The following is a 17577-nucleotide window of genomic DNA, read 5'->3' as shown; positions in this document are numbered from 1 at the left end:
CGGCCTCAGTCTGTATTCGCCAGCGCCGCCGTCGGCGCAGGGCCGTTTCGAGGGGCGGGTCGATGTAACAGTCGTTCAAGCCACAAGTATATGACCGGTGTGGTGAACAACGTCAGCGCCTGGCTCACCAGCAAGCCACCGACCACGGCAATGCCCAACGGCTGGCGCAGCTCTGCGCCGGCGCCATAGCCGAGCATCAGCGGCAGCGCACCGAGCAGCGCGGCGAGGGTGGTCATGATGATGGGGCGGAACCGTGTGATACAGGCCTGGAAGATCGCATCCTGGGGCGTCATCCCGCCGTTTCGCTGGGCGTCGATGGCGAAGTCGATCATCAGGATCCCGTTCTTCTTGACGATCCCGATCAGCAGCACCAGCCCAATCAACGCCATGATCGAGAAATCCTGACCCAGCAGCCAAAGCATGATCAGCGCGCCAAGGCCGGCCGAGGGCAGCGTGGAGATAATGGTCAACGGATGCACGAAACTCTCGTAGAGCACGCCGAGGATGATATAGACGGCCACCAGGGCGGCGAGGATCAGCCATGGCTGGCTTTTCAGCGAACTCTGGAAGGCTTGGGCCGCACCCTGGAAATTGCCGGTGATGGCCGCAGGCATGCCGATTTCGTTCTTGGCCTGGTCGAGCAGCCGCACCGCATCACCCAATGCCACGCCTGGTGCCAGGTTGAACGACAGGTTGGCGGCCGGGAACATGCCATCGTGGGCAATCGACAACGGGCCGTTGGTGGGAGCGTCGAAGCGGGCGAGGGCGGAGAGCGGCACCATCTCCCCGGTCAGGGGCGAGCGCAGGTAGAAATACGCCAGGCTTTCGGCCTTGCCACGCTGTTGTGTGTCGAGTTCGAGAATCACGTTGTACTGGTTGGTCTCGGTCTGGAACTCGTTGATCTGCCGCTGGCCGAACGCGTCATACAGCGCCTGGTCGACATCCGTGGCGGTGAGGCCGAAGCGCGCCGCTGCACTGCGGTCGATGTTGATGTGGGTGATGCTGCCGCCCAGCTGCAGGTCATTGGAAATGTCGCGGAACGCCGGAATGCTGCGTAGCTTGTCGGTGAGTTTCTGCGTCCAGGCGTTGAGGGTCGGCCCGTCGTTGCTCTTGAGCACGTACTGATACTGGGCGCGACTGGGGCCGGAGCTGAGGTTGATGTCCTGCCCGGCCCGCAGGTACAGCACCACGCCGGGAATCTTCAGCAACTTGGGTCGGATCCGATCGATGAAGCCGCTGGCTGATACATCGCGCTGGCCCCGAGGCTTCAGGGCGATCCAGAAACGGCCGTTGGCGATGGTCTGGTTGTTGCCCGAGACACCGACGGAGTGAGAGAAGGTCTGCACCGCCGGGTCGGCGGCAACGATCTCGGCCAGGGCCTTGTGCTTGGCCACCATGTCCGGGAATGAGATGTCGGCGGCGGCTTCGCTGGTGCCGAGCACCAGGCCCGTGTCCTGTACCGGAAAGAAGCCCTTGGGGATGAACACGTAGCCCACCACCGCCAGCGCCAGGGTCAGGCCGAACACACCGATCATCAGCTTCTGGTGAGCCAGGGCCCGGCGCAGGCCTCGTTCATACCAGCCCAGCAGGCGTTCGCCGAAGCCCGGTTGGGCGTGAGCGGGGTGCTTTGGCGCGCGCATGAACAAGGCGGCCAGGGTCGGCGCCAGGGTCAAGGACACCACCACCGAAATCAGGATGGTCGAGGTAGCCGTCAAGGCAAACTCTTTGAACAGGCGCCCGACCACGCCGCCCATGAACAAGAGCGGAATGAATGCCGCCACCAGCGAGAAGCTGATGGACACCACGGTGAAGCCGATTTCCCCGGCGCCCTTGATGGCCGCCTCGCGCATGCCCTCGCCGGCTTCCAGGTGCCGGTGGATGTTCTCCACCACCACGATGGCATCGTCCACCACGAATCCCACCGAGATGACAATCGCCACCAGGGTCAGGTTGTTCAGGCTGAAGCCCATCACGTACATCAGGGCGAAACTGGCGATCAACGACACCCCGAGCACCGCCGAGACGATCAGGGTCGCCGAGAGCTGGCGCAGGAACAGCGCCATCACCGCCACCACCAGCAGCACCGCGATCAGCAGGGTGATTTCCACTTCATGCAACGAGGCGCGGATGGTCTGGGTGCGATCGATCATGACCTTGACCTGCACTGCGGCGGGGAGCATGGCCTCCAGGGTGGGTAGCGCCGCCTGGATGCGGTCGACGGTCTCGACGATGTTCGCCCCCGGTTGGCGGAAGATGACCAGGTTGACCCCGGGCTGATCCTCGGACCAGGCCTGGACGTAGGCATTTTCCGAACCGTTGACGACTTTGGCGATGTCGTTGAGATGAACCGGCGCCCCGTCCCGGTAGGCCACGATCAGCTCACCGTATTCCTCGGGCTTGAACAACTGATCGTTCGTGGACAGCGTAGAGATGCTCGACTCGCCGTACAGCGCACCCTTGGCCAGGTTGAGGCTGGCCTGCTGGAGGGATAGGCGAACGTCGGCCAAGGTCAGGCCGATGGCCGCGAGTCGGTCGGCCGAGGCCTGGACCCGGATCGCCGGGCGCTGCTGGCCGGTGATGTAGATTTGCCCGACGCCATCGATCTGGCTGATCTGGCGGGCGAGCAGGGTCTCGACGTAGTCACTCAGTTCGGTGCCGGGCATCAGGTTGGAGCTGATGCTGTAAATCAGCACCGGGCTGTCCGCCGGGTTGACCTTGCGCCAGGTCGGCAGGTTCGGCATGTCGTTGGGCAGCTTGCCAGCGGCGGTGTTGATGGCGGCCTGGACTTCCTGGGCGGCGGTGTCGATGCTCTTGTCGAGACTGAATTGCAGGGTCAGGTTGGTCGAGCCCAACGCGCTGCTGGAGGTCATTTGGGTAATGCCGGGGATGGCGCTGAATTGCACCTCCAGCGGGGTCGCCACCGACGAAGCCATGGTCTCGGGGCTGGCACCGGGCAGTTGCGCATTGACCTGGATGGTCGGGAATTCCGCTTCGGGCAAGGGCGCGACAGGCAAGCGAGGAAAGGCGATGAGCCCCAGCAGCACCAGGGCGAACGTCAACAGCACCGTGGCGATGGGATGGTCGATGCACCACGCCGATACCGAACCACGCCCCTTCATGGTTGCGCCTGCCCGGTCTTCGCCACGGAGGGCGGGTCCCCGATCACCTGGACGCTGGCGCCTGGCTTGAGCCGTGACTGGCCGTCGCTCACCAGTTGGTCACCCGCGTTCACGCCGTTGATGATGTGCATGTCGCTGTCCTGGTAAACCATTTCAACCGGCACGCTCTCCACCTTGTCGCCGTTGACCCGGTAGACGAAAGGTTGCTCCAGCCCACGCTGGACGACGGTCGGCGGCACCACCAGCGCACCCTTGTCGACGGCGGTCTGGATTTTCAGCGTGACCAACTGCCCCGGCCACAACCGTTGTGCGGCGTTATTGAATTCGGCCTTGGCCCGCAGGGTTCCGGTGCTGGTATTGACCTGGTTGTCGATGAGGCTGAGTCGTCCTTCGCCGAGCAATTGCCCGGTGGCCCCGTCGGCGCCGATGTAGGCCTTGACCAGTGCCTGGTCCGGGGCAGCGATCAGTCGCTGCAGCGTCGGGAGCATCTGTTGCGGGAGGGAAAACTCCACGGCGATCGGGTCGATCTGGGTCACGGTGAACAACCCTTCGGTGTCGCTGGTGCGCAGGAAATTGCCTTCATCCACATTGCGAATGCCGACACGGCCAGTCACCGGCGAGCGGATTTGGGTGTAGGACAGTTGCACCTGCGCCGAGTCGATGGCCGCCTGGTTACCCTGGGCGGTGGCCTTGAGTTGGTTGACCAGCGCCTGTTGCTGGTCGTAGGTCTGCCTGGATACGCCATCATCGACACTCAGCACTTTGTAGCGCTTGAGGTTGACCTGGGCCACCGCCAGTTGTGCCTGGCTTTCACCGAGTTGGGCGCGGGCCTGGTCGAGGCTGGCGCGGATGGAACGGTCGTCGATGGTTGCCAGCAGATCGCCTTTCTTGACCAATTGTCCTTCCTTGACCAGCAGCTTGGTAAGGATGCCGTCGACCTGCGGACGGATCACCACGCTGTGCAGCGACAACACCGTGCCGATCCCACTGGCAAAGCGCGGCACGTCCTTTTCCACCACGCTCACGACCTTTACCGGTACGGCGCTGGCAGCACTAGGTTTGGTGGCGGCGGGTTTCATCGAGAACCACAGGACCAGTGCGCCCAAGGCGACCAACAGCGCGACGAGCAGGACGGTTTTTTTCTGAATGTGCATGGATGCGAAGAGCCGGTTCGGGACGGTGGGATTTCTATCTGTCTTATATAGCGTTGCGAGGCGGTCAGGAAGGTGACGGCTAGCTGTCAGGGCTGTCAGTTTCGTCCCGGTTTTCCGTCGGACGGAACGCCGCCATGGAATCTGCTTCGTGGCACCGCGATTCCGGGCGGGTATACTGCTGCGTTTCGCGGCTCACCTAGCGAGCCCGGCATACCCGCCCGGAGCCTTACATGACTTCCCCGACACCATCGTCCGCGGACGAACGCTTGCAAGGCGAACCGTCTGCCCAGACGGACAGCGATGTTTCCAGCGCTGAAGAAAAACCGGCGATCCCGGCGTTCAAGTTTCCCTTCAAGCCCGGCGAACTGGCGGCCGCCAAGGGGGCCGGGCAACAGCCTTGGTACAAGAATGGCGCAAAGAACGGCCATACCAAGACCCCCGGCGCCGCGCCTCCCGGTACGCGTCGCTCGATGGGCAAACGCTGATATTGTCCCCCGGCGCCGGTCGCGGATTCAGTTCGCGACCCGTGGCCCCGTCAGGCTTCCACTCAATTCATAAGCCGTCAATTCGGCCTGGTGCGCCGCCAGAATCTCCGGCAACGATCCCCTCAGGTACTCGACCCACGTCTTGATCTTCGCATCCAGGTACTGGCGCGATGGGTAGATGGCGTAGAGGTTCAGTTCCTGGGAACGGTAGTTGGGCATGACCCGCACCAGCGTGCCGTTGCGCAGACCCTCGATGGCGGCGTACACCGGCAGTACACCCACGCCCATGCCGCTGGTGATGGCGGTTTTCATGGCATCGGCGGAATTCACCAGGAACGGTGAATTGTTGACGGTGACCATTTCCTGGCCTTCCGGGCCGTCGAACACCCATTTCTCCAGCGGAATGACCGGACTGACCAGGCGCAGGCAGGCATGGTTGAGCAGGTCGGCGGGTTTCTGCGGGCAGCCGCTGGCCTTCACGTAGGCGGGCGACGCGCAGACGATGCTGTAGGTGATTCCCAGGCGCTGGGAGACGAAGCCTGAATCGGGCAGTTCGCTGGCGAGCACGATCGAGACGTCGTAACCCTCGTCGAGGATGTCCGGCACGCGGTTGGCCAGGGTCAGGTCGAAGGTGACATCCGGATGGGTCTTGCGATACCGGGCGATGGCGTCGATCACGAAATGCTGGCCGATGCCGGTCATGGTGTGCACTTTCAATTGCCCGGCCGGACGCGCATGGGCGTCGCTGGCCTCCGCTTCCGCTTCTTCGACGTACGCCAGGATCTGCTCGCAACGCAGCAAGTAGCGCTTGCCGGCCTCGGTCAGGGCGATGCGTCGGGTGGTGCGATTGAGCAGGCGGGTTTGCAGATGGGCTTCCAGGTTGGAAACCGCACGCGAGACATTGGCCGTGGTGGTGTCGAGCTGCGCGGCGGCGGCGGTGAAGCTGCCGGCTTCGGCAACACAGCTGAACGCACGCATGTTTTGCAAGGTGTCCATGGAGGGCTCTCTTGGGAGGTGTCAAATTGTGACATGAAGTTACAGCGTGACGGGACCCGACTTATTGATTATCGCGTTTACGGTAACAAAGATTCACAGAAAGGTCGGCTTATCGCTATCGGGGGCGGTCCCTAGAATTGCTGCCAATGCAGAGCGATCTGGTGTCAAGGACCTGTGGGAGCGAGCTTGCTCGCGATGGCGTCTGGGCATTCACTTCAGTGTTGTATGCGAGGACCCCATCGCGAGCAAGCTCGCTCCCACAGGCCTTGCAGTCATCCGCAGACCGTCGTCAGCCCCTTCTTTTAGGAATATTGCGCCTGTGCCGCGTTGCATCAGCAGAGAGCTGAAGACTCTCAGTGTTTGGGTTTTGACGTTAACCATCAGTGGTTGCATCGGCACGGGAGCAATTGCGCCGCAAGGCAAGGCGTTGTCGCCCGACCAATTGGCGACCGACGAGGCGATTCGCGAGGCTGCCCACGACGCTCATTGGCCCAACCGCCAGTGGTGGAAAGCCTATGGCGACCCGCAACTCGACCGTTGGATCGATTTGGCCGTGCCAGACAACCCGAGCCTGGCCATGGCCGCCGCGCGGGTCCGCCAGGCCAGGGCCATGGCCGGAATCGCCGAGGCCGCCGAGTCACTGCAGATCAATGGCGAGTCCACACTCAAGCGCCACAACTGGCCCACCGACCAGTTCTACGGCCCTGGCGAACTGGCCGATACCACTACTTGGGACAATAACGCCGCCCTGGGGTTGAGCTACGCCCTGGACTTGTGGGGGCGCGAGCGCAATGCCAGCGAGCGGGCCGTCGACCTGGCCCATGTCAGCGTCGCCGAGGCACGCCAGGCGCAGTTGGAATTGCAGAACAACATCGTGCGCGCCTATATCCAGTTATCGCTGCACTATGCCCAGCGCGACATAGTCGCTGCGACCCTAGGTCAGCAAGAGCAGATCCTCGAACTCGCACAGAAACGCCTGGATGGTGGCATCGGCACGCACTTCGAAGTCAGCCAGGCCCAAGGGCCGCTGCCTGAAACTCATCGTCAACTCGACGCCCTCGACGAAGCCATCGCCTTGAGCCGCAATCAACTGGCCGCGCTGGCGGGAAAGGGACCGGGAGACGGTGCGCGCTTGCACCGTCCGACCCTGGCCTTGGGTGCTGCCTTGAAGCTGCCGTCCACGTTGCCCGCCGAACTGCTCGGCCAACGCCCGGATGTGGTTGCCGGACGCTGGCAAGTGGCAGCCCAGGCACGGGGTATCGATGTGGCCCGGGCCGGCTTTTACCCCAACGTCGATCTGGTAGGCAGCCTGGGCTACATGGCCACCGGCGGCGGGGCGCTGGAGTTCCTGACCGGCAAGAAACTCACCTACAACGTCGGCCCGGCGATCTCGTTGCCAATCTTCGACGGCGGTCGCCTGCGTTCGCAATTGGGCGAGGCGACCGCCGGCTACGATATTGCCGTGGCGCACTACAACCAGACGTTGGTGAACGCACTCAAGAGCATTTCCGACCAGTTGATCCGCCGCGAGTCGATGGACAAACAACAGGCTTTCGCCGCCGAGTCCGTTGCCGCGGCACAGCGCACCTATGACATTGCGCTGGTCGCGTTCCAGCGTGGGCTCACCGATTACCTCAACGTGCTCAATGCCCAAAGCCTGTTGTTCAAGCGACAACAGGTGCAACAACGGGTGGAGGCGGCGCGCCTGAGTGCCCATGCCGATCTGGTCACCGCGTTGGGCGGCGGGCTGGAGGCTGGCAGTGACATGCCTGTTGCAAGCAATGGCCCATGGCGAGGGAGCTTGCTCCCGCTGGGCTGCGAAGCGGCCCCGGTTTCCGCCCATGGATGTTGCACACCCAAGCGCGAGCAAGCTCCCTCGCCAAGATGCTGAGTGCTCCTTCCGTGACGTATTTACTCATGCTGTATCGCCTCGAATGGCGCCGTGGTTTCTTCGACTGGGCCCGCAGCGACGGCGTGACCTGGGTCTACATCTTCAAGGTCTTGCTGGCCGCGGTCCTCACGTTGTGGCTGGCGATGCGCCTGGAGCTGCCGCAGCCGCGCACGGCGATGATCACGGTGTTCATCGTCATGCAACCGCAGAGCGGGCAGGTGTTCGCCAAAAGTTTCTATCGCTTGCTCGGCACGTTGGCCGGCTCGGCGGTGATGGTTGCGTTAATCGCCTTGTTCGCCCAGCACACCGAGCTGTTCCTCGGGTGCCTGGCGATCTGGGTGGGCATCTGTTCGGCGGGGGCGGCGCGTTATCGCAACTTTCGCGCCTATGGTTTCGTGCTGGCCGGCTACACCGCGGCGATGATCGGCCTGCCGGCCCTGGCCCATCCCGAGGGCGCCTTCATGGCGGCGGTCTGGCGGGTGTTGGAAATTTCCCTGGGGATCCTCTGTTCCACCGCGGTCAGCGCCGCGATCCTGCCGCAAACCGCCAGTGCCGCCATGCGCAACGCGCTTTACCAGCGCTTTGGTGTGTTCGCCCTGTTCGTCACCGACGGCTTGCGCGGGCGCAGCCAACCCGAGGCATTCGAGGCGCGTAACGTCGGTTTCATCGCCGAAGCGGTGGGCCTGGAGGGCCTGCGCAGCGTGACGGTGTTCGAAGACCCGCACATGCGCCGGCGCAACGGCCGGCTCAGTCGCTTGAACAGCGAATTCATGGGCATCACTACCCGATTCAACGCCTTGCACCAATTGCTCGAAAGATTGCGCACTGGCACGGCGGACTCGGTGGCGAGCGCCATCGAGCCTGGATTGCAAACCCTCGCCGAACTGCTCGACGGTTTCAGCGCACGGCCCTTGATTGATGCTGATGCGGCGCGCTTGGCGGCCGCGTTGGCAGACTACAAGGCCGACTTGCCGGCCCAGGTCCGTCGATTGCGCGCGCAGTTTTTGGAGACGGATCCCAGTGACGCGCAGCAGTTGGATTTTCATACCGCCTACGAGCTGTTATATCGGTTTGTCGAAGACCTGCACGGCTACGCCCAGACCCACGCATCCCTGGCCGACCACCGCCACGAACGCGAACGCTGGGACGAGCCCTTCGTGTCGCAGACCAACGGGTTGGCGGCAGCCGCTTCCGGTTTTCGCGCTGCGTTCATCCTCTTGGTGCTGGGCAGCTATTGGGTCGCCACCGCCTGGCCGAGCGGCGCGACCATGACGATGATTGCCGCTGCCACCGTCGGGCTGTCCGCCGCCACGCCGAACCCCAAGCGCATGGCGTTCCAGATGGCCTGCGGCACGTTGTTAGGGGCGCTGATCGGCTTCGTCGAAATGTTTTTCGTCTTTCCATTGATCGACGGTTTCCCCTTGCTCTGCGTGATGCTGACGCCGGTGATTGTCGTGGGCTCATTCCTCAGTTCCCGCCCGCAATACGCCGGAGTCGGGCTGGGGTTGCTGATCTTTTTCTGCACCGGCTCGGTGCCGGACAACCTGACGGTCTACAACCCGTACACCTTCATCAACGATTACATTGCGATGATCCTCGGCATGCTCGTATGTGCCGCCGCCGGCGCGATTATCCTGCCGCCCAACAGCCGCTGGCTGTGGCGTCGGCTTGAACAGGACCTGCGCGAACAGGTGGTGTTCGCCATCAGCGGCAAGCTCAAGGGCTTGGCCTCGGGTTTCGAGAGCCGCAGCCGGGACTTGCTGCACCAAGCCTACGGACTGGCGGCGGGGCAACCCCGAGTGCAAAGGGATTTGCTGCGCTGGATGTTCGTAGTGCTGGAAATCGGCCACGCCATCATCGAGTTGCGCAAGGAGCAGGCGACGCTACCGGTGCATCCGGCCTACGCCGAGAGCCAGCCATGGCGCCAGGCGATTCGGGGGATGGGGCGTGCGCTGGTGCGGCTGTTCCGCCAGCCCGGCCAGAACAATCTGGAGCGTGCGCTGGTGGCGGTGGACCACGCCATCAGCCGCGTGCAGGCCACCGACGAACCTTTCGCCCCGCATTTCGACACCTCGGCCCTGCGCCGGGTGAAAAGCTACCTGCACTTCATCCGTACCTCTTTGCTAGACCCGCAATCGCCATTGGCCGGCCATGCCATGCCGCTTTCCCAGGAACCTGAACATGCCCCGTGAAATCGCCTTCCACGGCGTCTACATGCCCACCATGACCTTGATGTTCTTTATCGCCGCCGGCCTGGCCTGGGCGTTGGATCGGTTCCTGTCGGGGTTGGACCTGTACCGTTTTTTCTGGCACCCGGCGCTGCTGCGCCTGAGCCTGTTTACTTGTCTGTTCGGCGCGCTGGCGCTGACGGTCTACCGTTGAGATCGATGCGATGAAAAAATTTTTCAGCCTGCTGGCGACGTTGTTGATCGTGGCCCTGGCGCTGTGGATCGGCCGGACATTGTGGGTGCATTACATGAACACGCCCTGGACCCGCGACGGCCGGGTACGGGCCGACATCATCAATGTCGCTGCCGATGTCAGCGGGGAGGTGGTCGAGGTGCCGGTGCGCGACAATCAGTTGGTGAAAAAAGGCGACCTGTTGATGCGCATCGACCCCGAGCACTACCGCATCGCGGTGAAGCAGGCGCGCTCCCTGGTGGCGTCACGCAAGGCCACCTGGGAGATGCGCAAGGTCAATGCCCATCGGCGCGCCGATCTGGACAGCCTGGTGATCTCAAGGGAGAACCGTGACGACGCCAGCAACATCGCCGATTCAGCCCAGGCTGACTACCAGCACGCCCAGGCGCAGCTGGAGGCGGCCGAGCTGAACCTGGCCCGCACCGAGGTTCGGGCGGCGGTGGACGGATACGTCACCAACCTCAACGTGCACCGTGGCGACTACGCGCGCATCGGCGAGGCAAAAATGGCCGTGATGGATATGAATTCGTTCTGGGTCTATGGCTTTTTCGAAGAGACCAAGCTGCCCAAGGTGCGGGTCGGGGATTCCGCGCAATTGCAGTTGATGAGTGGCGAGGTGCTCAAGGGCCACGTGGAAAGTATTTCCCGGGGGATCTACGACCGCGACAATCCCCAGAGCCGTGAGTTGATCGCCGACGTGAACCCCACGTTCAACTGGGTACGCCTGGCCCAACGGGTGCCGGTGCGCATTCATCTGGACGAAGTGCCGGATGACGTGCTGCTGGCGGCGGGGATGACCTGCACCGTGGTGGTGGAGCCATACAGTCACCGCTAATTCCCTCGCCACAACGGCAAATAAGACCGGAACGATTACAGTAGCCGACCCAAACCGAACCGCTTCATCAAGCCTTTCTCCAGCAACCCCTTGGGCAGCAGGCCGGCCATCAGCGGCAATGCACGACTGCCATTGCCCAGGCGCAGCAGGCGGGGTGGCTTGGGCTGTTGGATAGCCTTGAGCAGCGCGGCGGCGAATTCGCTGGCCGGGGTCGGGTTGTCCTGGGATGCCTTGGCGCGGGCACGAATGCCGTCGCGCAGCGGCCACCAGGGCGATTGCTCACTGATCAACTGTTCGGCCTCGTGCCCGGCGTTCTTGGCGAAGCTGGATGCGATGGCGCCGGGCTGGACTTCCATCACGCGGATGCCGAACGGCGCCAGTTCCATGCGCAACGCATCGCTCAGGGCGTGTACCGCTGCCTTGGAGGCGCAGTAGGCGCCGGCGAATGGAGTGACCAGCACACCGGACACGCTGCCGATATTGACCACCAACCCCTTGGCCTGGCGCAGCACGGGGAACAATGCGCGGGTCACGCCGACGATGGCGAACACGTTGGTTTCGAACTGGCGCTGCATGGCCGGCACGCCGCCGTCCAGCAGCGGGCCCATGGCGCCATAGCCGGCATTGTTCACCAGCACGTCGAGGCCGCCGTGTTGCTGGTTGATCCGCTCGCTCAACTGCTCCAATGCCTGGCCGTCGTTGACGTCCAGTTGCACCGCTGTGAAGCCGGCAGCGCTTAGCTGCGCCACGTCTTCGGTCTTGCGCGCGCTGGCCCAGACCTGGTAACCGCCGGCCTTGAACGCGTCGGCGAGGGCGCGGCCGATGCCGCTGGAACATCCGGTGATCAACGCAACGGGCATGGCGCTTTCCTTGGGTAACGTTGTGATGGAATCAGTTGGAAAAACTACCCTGCAACCGCTCGGCACGAAACTCCAAGGTTTGCGGGCGATAGCCGGGGCGCAACGGCGGCAACGGCAGGCAGTCTTGCCAGTCGGCGCCTGGTTGCAGTTCGCCAGGGCCGCGATAGCGGGGTGAGCTGTAGACGTTTTCGGCCAGGTTGATGGTGTCGCCGGGCGCGTAGGCCGCTATACGCCAGTGCAGCTCGGTCAACGGCACGTCGTTGCCATTTTTCAGGCTCAACGACAGCGGACGATCAGCAGGGCAGCGCTCAGGCGCATAGGCAATGCGCACATCCAGGCGATCCAGTTGCCGGGTTTCGCGGTTTTCCTGCCAAAGCACCCACGCCGCGACCAGCCCCAGCCCGACGAACGCCGCCAGGGAAACCGGCAAGGCCTTGGCCGGGTAGCGCAATAGCAGGATGAGCCAGGTGATGACCAGCGCGACGCCGATAAGCATGTTGAAGCCTCCGTTCCTATCGCCACATCCTACCGAAGGGCGCGGGCGATGGATATTCATCTGCCCTGCACCGTCCGTCGTCACTGTCATACATGACAGTAGGCAGCCTTGCGCGACCGTTGGTTAGATGTGCCGGGTTACCTGGCACTTTACGGAGCTGCTGCTGATGGGCATGGATTATCGAACGCCGACGTTAATCGCTGTCGACCCGCGAAGCTTGCCGGTTCGCTCGGTGGGCTACTGCCGCAGCCAGGAGATTGCTCCCGCGCAGCGGCGCATCAACCGCAGCCTCTTTGACGTGGCTGGACACGCGGTGAAACAGTGGGATCCGCGTTTATGGATCTTGCAGGAAAACGACGAATCGACGCCCGCCAATCTCTCAATGCTTTATTCACTGTCCGGCACGACGCTGCGGGCAGACAGCGTTGATGCCGGTCGGCAGACCGATCTGCCGGGTTTCGCCGGTGAAGTTCTGCTGGGTTGGGACAGCCGAGGGACGCAGCGCGACCTGCTCCATGACGAACTGCTTCGCCCCGTGGCGGTGTTCGAACAAGGCAGCGGGCAGCCGCGCCGGTGTACCGAACGCCTGACGTATGGCTATCCGGGCCAGGGCGATCAAGACCACAACCAGTACGGGCAATTGATCCGCCACGACGACACGGCGGGCACCTTGTCGCTGGCATCCTTTGCCTTGACCGGGCATAACCTCCTGCAGGAGCGCCGCTTCATCCTCGATGCGGCTCTGCCCGATTGGCCGGAAGCCGAGGGCGATCGCGAGCACCTGCTGGAGCCTGGAGACGGCGCCGTTTCGACGTGGCGCGTTGGGCCGTTGGGTGATGTGCTGGAGCGGGTCGACGCCAGGGGCAATCGACAACGGCAAGGCCTTACGCTCGATGGCCGGCTGTCCGGCAGTCAATTGCTGTTGGAGGGGCAAGACGATTGGCAGGCGTTGGTGAGCGACATTCGCTACGACGCCCAAGGAAAAATCGAGCAGGAAACAGCCGGCAACGGCGTGCTGACTTCACTCACGTATGACCCAGAGGACGGACGCTTGTCCGAACGCCAAGCCATGCGTGCCGACCATGTGCTGCAACATTTGCGCTACGACTACGACCCGATGGGCAATGTGCTGAGCATCGAAGACCAGGCCCAGGCGATCCGCTACTTCGCCAACCAACGCATCGATCCGATCAGCCGCTTCACGTACGACAGTCTTTATCAACTGATCGAAGCCACGGGGTGGGAGGCGGGAACGGTCAACCAAGGCCCCGACTCGCTAGGACGCAGCGACCCGGCGGCGGTCAGCAATTACCGACAGGCCTACCGCTACGACGAGGCTGGCAACCTGTTGGAGCTGACTCACGTCGGCGCCCAAAGGCATGGCCGGGAAATCAAAGCGGCTCGCCACAGCAATCGCTGCCTGCCTTACCGCAACGGCGTGCCGCCCACCGAGGATGAAATCGCCGCCGCGTTCGATGCACGGGGCAATTGCCTGGAGCTGGACGCCGGTCGGTTCCTGGCCTGGGATCTGCGCAACCAGTTGAGGTCGGTCACGCCCATCGAGCGCGACTCGGGGCTCAACGACAGCGAAGCGTATGTCTACGACGGCGGCGGACAACGGGCGCGCAAACTTCGCACCTTGCAGACCGGCACCCGCACGCTGGCTGCCGAGGTGCGATATCTGCCGGGGCTGGAGTTGCGTGCCGAGAGCGGCACGGGCGAGGCATTGCAAGTGATCGTCGCCCAGGGCGGGCTCAGCGAGGTTCGGGTGTTGCATTGGGAAAGCACGCCGCCCACCGGGAAGAATGATTGCTACCGATACAGCGTCGCCGATCATCTGGGTTCGGTGAGCCTGGAGCTGGCCGAGGACGGGCGGATCATCAGCCAGGAGCATTTTTATCCGTTTGGCGAAACCGCGTATCTGGTTGGGGAAAATGCAATCGAGGTGGGTTACAAGACGGTGCGTTATTCGGGCAAGGAACGGGATGCAACGGGGCTTTATTACTATGGCTTTCGTTATTACATCCCATGGTTGCAGCGCTGGCTGAATCCGGACCCGGCTGGCGCGGTCGATGGTTTGAATATGTATCGTATGGTCAAAAACACTCCCGTGACTTTCGTTGACGGTGACGGGCTCATGCCTGAGAAGCAGAACAGAGGAGATGTCAGTAAAATAAGAAGTCTGTTTGAACCTGCCCGCACGACTCGAGACGCTCCAACGACCCTTGCCAAGGGAGGGACCGAGAACCGCGCATTTACGGCGAAACAAAATCCGCCTCCCTTTACGCTGGGGCTAGTGTCTGAGCGGTCGGTGAGACCGCCACTAGAAAGCACCAGTTCGGCAGAGATGTATGAGGCTGCGCAAACTCCCTCGATTGAGGGAGGAAAGATGCTGGTCGGCCCGCATACCCTAACACTTACCCCGTCCGGCAAAGTTTTGGCAATGAGAGGCGATGACCGTTCTCCTGAACAAATATTGAAAGCCGGCGGCTTTTATCCCAGAGATAACCGAGGCCTGGAAATCAAGAAGGATTTTCGGAACGCAGTGGTGAGCAAAGGTTTCAATACGCTCGCCAGTGAACATGTAAGAAGTCCGGTCCCAGGTTATGTGTCTTTGGGAATGGACGAGGATTCTGGCGGGTATGGCGACACCAGAAATTATCTGTATCGAATGGAAATTCCTGGGCTAAAAGAGCGCGAGATCAACAATCGGACCTTAGGTCTTCAACAACCGTTTGAGTTCAAACCGAAAGGACGGCTGAGTGCTCGCCTTCTGATGAGCGATGACTCGCTTGAGAACGCCGACTTTGTTGCGATGATTCCGCCTGTAACAGTAGAACTCACTTTCATCACGCCAATTCCGGCCGCTTATATAGTTTCTTACCGGAAAAGAGGCACTAAAGAATGGATTCCCTTCCCTGGATGATATTGGGGTTCGTCTTGATTGACAGGAACATAAAAAAGCCCCCACCCAACCCACTGCGGATAGGGGACGCAGTGGGCTGGATGAGGGCTTCTTGTCTGGCTGATCGTTGCTGATCTTATTGGGCGATAGTCTTCACCGACACGCCGCGCTCCAGTGGGGTGGAACGACCGTAGATATCTTCGAAGCGCTCGATGTCGTCTTCGCCCAGGTAGCTACCGGACTGCACTTCGATGATTTCCAGCGGGATCTTGCCCGGGTTGCGCAGGCGGTGAACCGACGCGATCGGGATGTAGGTCGACTGGTTTTCGGTCAGCAGGAACACGTTCTCGTCGCAGGTCACTTCAGCGGTGCCGCTGACTACGATCCAGTGTTCGGCGCGATGGTGGTGCATCTGCAGCGACAGGCACGCGCCCGGCTTGACCGAGATGTGCTTGACCTGGAAGCGACCGCCCATGTCCACCGAGTCATAGGAACCCCACGGACGATAGACCTCGCAGTGGTTCTGGGTTTCGGTGCGGCCCTGGGCATTGAGGGTGTTGACCAGCTGCTTGACGCCTTGGACCTTGTCCTTGTGGGCGATCATCATGGCGTCCTTGGTCTCGACCACGACGATGTTGTCCAGCCCGATCACCGACACCAGCTTGCCGTTCCCGTGGATCATGCAGTTGCGGCTGTCCTGGACCACGACGTCGCCCTTGGTGACGTTGCCGTTGGTGTCTTTGGCATTGACTTCCCACAGCGATGCCCAGCAACCGACGTCGCTCCAGCCCGCCGACAGCGGCACCACGCAGGCGCGCTGGGTTTTTTCCATCACCGCGTAGTCGATGGAGTTGTCCGGGCAGCAGGCGAAGGTGGCGTCGTCGAAGGTGATGGTGTCGGCGGTCTGCTCGCTGCGCTCAAGGGTCAGCAGGCAGGTGTCGTAGATGTCCGGATCGTGTTTTTTCAGCTCTTCGAGGAAGCGACTGGCGCGGAACAGGAACATGCCGCTGTTCCAGAAGTAACCGCCGGCTTGGACGAACTCGGTAGCGCGCTTGACGTCGGGTTTTTCGACGAAGTGGGACACGCGGCTCACGCCTTCAGGCAGCAAGGCGTCGTTGGTCGACTTGATGTAGCCGTAGCCGGTTTCCGGCTTGGTGGCCGGGACGCCGAACAGCACCATTTCGCCACGCTCGGCCGCCACGGTGGCCAGGGCCAATGCGCGTTGCAGGGCTTTCTGATCCTCGATGACGTGGTCCGCCGGCAGTACCAGCATCAGTTCGTCGCGGCCTTCGTTGACCAGCATCATCGCGGTCAGGGCCACGGCCGGCGCGGTGTTGCGACCGAACGGTTCCATCAGGATGCGCTGGGCTTCCAGATTCTGGGCGGACAGCTGCTCGTTGACGATGAAACGGTGCTCTTTGTTGCAGACCACGATCGGCGTGTCCATGCCTTCGAACACCAGGCGCTCGAGGGTCTGTTGGAACAGGGTGTGTTCGCCGGTCAGGGCCAGGAACTGTTTAGGGAATTGCTTGCGCGAAAGCGGCCAAAGACGTGAGCCACTACCACCTGACAAGATCACCGGAATCATGTTTGTTACTCCTTTGAAGCAAAAATGGTTTTAGAGCTACTGCGTTCTGTCGTTTCACTCTCTTGTTTTTGTTCCGTATCCGAATGACACCTGTGTCCTGTGGGAGCGAGCTTGCTCGTTCCCACAGGTGAAGCGTCAGTCAGAAAAACTCATCAGCGGGTGGACACCGGGCGCTTGACCCAGACAGGCGACAGGCTGCTGCCAGAACCAGTCACGTACAGTACGGCCGCTTCGCCGCGCTCAAGGGCTACTGGCTTCACATCGCCGACTTTCTTGTCGCCTTCGTACAGAGCCAGGGACACTTTCACCGGGTTGATTTCACGTTCGCCACGGCCCTTGGCCGCTACCTCCTTAACCACGTCGGTCTTGCCGTCGGCGGTCTTGAGGGTCAGCTTCTTGTCGCTGAGGTTCTGTACGCGGACCAGGGATTTCTGCTTGTTCTTGAACGGTGGTTCTTCGATCAGTTGTGGCTGGCCGCTGGCGTTGTTGACCAGGGTGTAATAGTGATCGGAGGCCAGTTTAACCGGTACGGTCTGGCTGCCTACCTTGGCGCTGTAGTCGCCGCCAGGCATGAAGCTGAAGTCACTGCTGGCCAAGGGGGCGACGTCGCTGATGTTGGTGCTGCCGACGGTGGCGCTGACTTCGGCGTTGCTGGCGTTGTAGACCCGCACGAAGCTCGAGCCTTTCGGCGCGACAGGGCCATACAGGGCCGAGTCACCGGCGAAGGCTGAGAAGGAAAGGGCGCTCATGCTGGCGACCAGGGCAACGGCCTTGAAGGAGCGAGCAGCGAGACGACGAGGAGTAGTGTTGAAAGTCATGATGGACCT

Annotated in this window: 13 protein-coding genes; 6 read left to right on the top strand and 7 right to left on the bottom strand. The window is 62.2% G+C overall.

The window, feature by feature from the left end:
• Positions 1-5: 5 nt before the first annotated feature.
• A complete protein-coding gene (locus tag J3P92_RS20430) occupies positions 6-3119 on the bottom strand; it encodes a multidrug efflux RND transporter permease subunit (protein ID WP_434648864.1) in 3114 nt (1037 codons plus the stop codon).
• Positions 3116-4273 (bottom strand): efflux RND transporter periplasmic adaptor subunit, encoded by a 1158-nt coding sequence (locus J3P92_RS20425; protein WP_434648862.1) that lies wholly within the window; start codon positions 4271-4273, stop codon positions 3116-3118. Before J3P92_RS20425 ends, J3P92_RS20430 begins: the two co-directional genes overlap by 4 nt.
• 230 nt (positions 4274-4503) lie before the next feature.
• Here J3P92_RS20425 and J3P92_RS20420 point away from each other — a divergent pair, with 230 nt between their 5' ends.
• Positions 4504-4758, top strand: a complete 255-nt coding sequence (locus tag J3P92_RS20420; RefSeq protein ID WP_420765407.1) for a hypothetical protein — start codon at positions 4504-4506, stop codon at positions 4756-4758.
• 27 nt (positions 4759-4785) lie between these two features.
• On the opposite strand, the gene J3P92_RS20415 is transcribed toward J3P92_RS20420, so the two are convergent.
• Positions 4786-5754, bottom strand: a complete 969-nt coding sequence (locus tag J3P92_RS20415; protein WP_420765406.1) for a LysR family transcriptional regulator — start codon at positions 5752-5754, stop codon at positions 4786-4788.
• Between the two features lie 319 nt (positions 5755-6073).
• Between J3P92_RS20415 and J3P92_RS20410 the strand changes: the two genes are divergently transcribed.
• Genes J3P92_RS20410 through J3P92_RS20395 form a run of 4 tightly spaced genes read left to right on the top strand, consistent with a single transcriptional unit; the run spans position 6074 to position 10901 of the window.
• Positions 6074-7645, top strand: coding sequence for an efflux transporter outer membrane subunit (locus J3P92_RS20410; RefSeq protein WP_434648860.1), 1572 nt, complete (start codon positions 6074-6076; stop codon positions 7643-7645).
• Positions 7646-7671: 26 nt separating this feature from the next.
• On the top strand, positions 7672-9837 hold the full coding sequence (locus J3P92_RS20405; RefSeq protein ID WP_434651162.1) for an FUSC family protein: 2166 nt from the start codon (positions 7672-7674) through the stop codon (positions 9835-9837).
• Entirely contained in the window at positions 9827-10027 is a 201-nt protein-coding gene (locus J3P92_RS20400; protein WP_003205331.1) for a DUF1656 domain-containing protein, read from the top strand. Before J3P92_RS20405 ends, J3P92_RS20400 begins: the two co-directional genes overlap by 11 nt.
• 10 nt (positions 10028-10037) lie before the next feature.
• On the top strand, positions 10038-10901 hold the full coding sequence (locus tag J3P92_RS20395) for an efflux RND transporter periplasmic adaptor subunit (RefSeq protein WP_434648858.1): 864 nt from the start codon (positions 10038-10040) through the stop codon (positions 10899-10901).
• Positions 10902-10936: 35 nt separating this feature from the next.
• Here the strand turns inward: J3P92_RS20395 and J3P92_RS20390 are convergent, their stop codons facing one another.
• Positions 10937-11761: an SDR family oxidoreductase gene (locus J3P92_RS20390; protein WP_434648856.1), complete on the bottom strand. Its 825-nt coding sequence runs from the start codon at positions 11759-11761 to the stop codon at positions 10937-10939.
• Positions 11762-11792: 31 nt separating this feature from the next.
• Positions 11793-12257 carry a multidrug transporter gene (locus J3P92_RS20385; RefSeq protein ID WP_434560493.1) on the bottom strand — a complete coding sequence of 155 codons (465 nt, stop codon included), beginning with the start codon at positions 12255-12257 and terminating at the stop codon, positions 11793-11795.
• A gap of 166 nt (positions 12258-12423) precedes the next feature.
• Between J3P92_RS20385 and J3P92_RS20380 the strand changes: the two genes are divergently transcribed.
• On the top strand, positions 12424-15183 hold the full coding sequence (locus J3P92_RS20380) for an RHS repeat domain-containing protein (RefSeq protein WP_434648854.1): 2760 nt from the start codon (positions 12424-12426) through the stop codon (positions 15181-15183).
• Between the two features lie 115 nt (positions 15184-15298).
• Here the strand turns inward: J3P92_RS20380 and J3P92_RS20375 are convergent, their stop codons facing one another.
• Positions 15299-16750: a mannose-1-phosphate guanylyltransferase/mannose-6-phosphate isomerase gene (locus J3P92_RS20375; protein ID WP_420765398.1), complete on the bottom strand. Its 1452-nt coding sequence runs from the start codon at positions 16748-16750 to the stop codon at positions 15299-15301.
• A gap of 152 nt (positions 16751-16902) precedes the next feature.
• Positions 16903-17568: an alginate O-acetyltransferase AlgF gene (locus J3P92_RS20370; protein ID WP_420765397.1), complete on the bottom strand. Its 666-nt coding sequence runs from the start codon at positions 17566-17568 to the stop codon at positions 16903-16905.
• Positions 17569-17577 lie beyond the last annotated feature (9 nt).

It is taken from the genome of Pseudomonas sp. D3-27 (assembly GCF_051132165.1).
Taxonomy (GTDB): Bacteria; Pseudomonadota; Gammaproteobacteria; order Pseudomonadales; family Pseudomonadaceae; genus Aquipseudomonas.
This window is presented reverse-complemented; position numbering and strand designations above follow the sequence as displayed.

Bases quoted from the DNA above. Each gene is read 5' to 3' on its own strand.
- J3P92_RS20430 (WP_434648864.1), bottom strand. From the start codon at position 3,119: ATGAAGGGGCGTGGTTCGGTATCGGCGTGGTGCATCGACCATCCCATC.
- J3P92_RS20425 (WP_434648862.1), bottom strand. From the start codon at position 4,273: ATGCACATTCAGAAAAAAACCGTCCTGCTCGTCGCGCTGTTGGTCGCC.
- J3P92_RS20420 (WP_420765407.1), top strand. From the start codon at position 4,504: ATGACTTCCCCGACACCATCGTCCGCGGACGAACGCTTGCAAGGCGAA.
- J3P92_RS20415 (WP_420765406.1), bottom strand. From the start codon at position 5,754: ATGGACACCTTGCAAAACATGCGTGCGTTCAGCTGTGTTGCCGAAGCC.
- J3P92_RS20405 (WP_434651162.1), top strand. From the start codon at position 7,672: ATGCTGTATCGCCTCGAATGGCGCCGTGGTTTCTTCGACTGGGCCCGC.
- J3P92_RS20400 (WP_003205331.1), top strand. From the start codon at position 9,827: ATGCCCCGTGAAATCGCCTTCCACGGCGTCTACATGCCCACCATGACC.
- J3P92_RS20395 (WP_434648858.1), top strand. From the start codon at position 10,038: ATGAAAAAATTTTTCAGCCTGCTGGCGACGTTGTTGATCGTGGCCCTG.
- J3P92_RS20390 (WP_434648856.1), bottom strand. From the start codon at position 11,761: ATGCCCGTTGCGTTGATCACCGGATGTTCCAGCGGCATCGGCCGCGCC.
- J3P92_RS20385 (WP_434560493.1), bottom strand. From the start codon at position 12,257: ATGCTTATCGGCGTCGCGCTGGTCATCACCTGGCTCATCCTGCTATTG.
- J3P92_RS20380 (WP_434648854.1), top strand. From the start codon at position 12,424: ATGGGCATGGATTATCGAACGCCGACGTTAATCGCTGTCGACCCGCGA.
- J3P92_RS20375 (WP_420765398.1), bottom strand. From the start codon at position 16,750: ATGATTCCGGTGATCTTGTCAGGTGGTAGTGGCTCACGTCTTTGGCCG.
- J3P92_RS20370 (WP_420765397.1), bottom strand. From the start codon at position 17,568: ATGACTTTCAACACTACTCCTCGTCGTCTCGCTGCTCGCTCCTTCAAG.